The organism is Dellaglioa sp. CoH-57-MRSF-20 (genome assembly GCF_056781955.1).
Genome location: NZ_JBXAXV010000045.1, coordinates 1 through 694, shown reverse-complemented (window position 1 = coordinate 694; position 694 = coordinate 1). Strand labels below are relative to the sequence as shown.

Below are 694 nucleotides of genomic sequence, written 5' to 3'. Positions count from 1 at the left end.
GGTTGGAACCAAACGAAGAAAACCCGCTTATCCTATGGGCCGAGATTGAACGCCTGAAGGGCGAAGCTGTGCGTAGCGACGGGAAGCGATGGGTGACGGTCGCAATCGAGGAACGGCAGCGCGCGGTAACTGCCGAAGGCCTGTTGCGGTTGCTGATCGTGAACGCGACGGGGACTGCTGAGGACGAGGATAACGAGCGAGCGAACATGATTCGCGCCAATTATCTGCACGCGGCGCTTCCCGATCATCCGATGGCCCGGGCCTCGATTGCGAAGATCGTGGGCTGCGAAAAGGCTAACGAACAACTGGAGCGAGAGCGCGAGCGCCCGCCCCTGATGGACGAAATTCTCAACATCATCGACTAGAACTTCGCGATCTATACGGCTGGCGATGCAACGCGCTTGTCCGTGCACACGAAGATTCGTGCGGCCTTCGAAAAGGTGGCATAAATGCAATACACTGTGCTAAATGCGGTAAATCGTGACAATCTGATTGAATTGGTAAACGAATTTATCAAGGTTGGTGGCTGGGAACCGTTGGGCGGTATAGGGTACAGCTCGAACGCCGGTTTCATTCAGGCCATGGTCAAAATAGAGGTAACAAATGGCTGACTTTTGCTCGCACTGTTCAATCTTGATGTGGGGTGAGGATACTGGCGATTTCCGTGGTATCGGGCCCGTGGCTGATGACGACG

At 55.0% G+C, this 694-nt stretch carries 2 protein-coding genes; one reads left to right on the top strand and one right to left on the bottom strand.

Annotated elements, in window-relative coordinates; translation table 11 throughout:
* Positions 1-365: hypothetical protein (locus AC1RPN_RS08000; protein ID WP_481763681.1), on the top strand; the 365-nt coding region annotated here is incomplete at its 5' end.
* A 99-nt stretch (positions 366-464) separates the two neighbouring features.
* On the opposite strand, the gene AC1RPN_RS07995 is transcribed toward AC1RPN_RS08000, so the two are convergent.
* The coding region (locus tag AC1RPN_RS07995; RefSeq protein ID WP_481763680.1) for a hypothetical protein at positions 465-694 on the bottom strand (230 nt) is incomplete at its 5' end.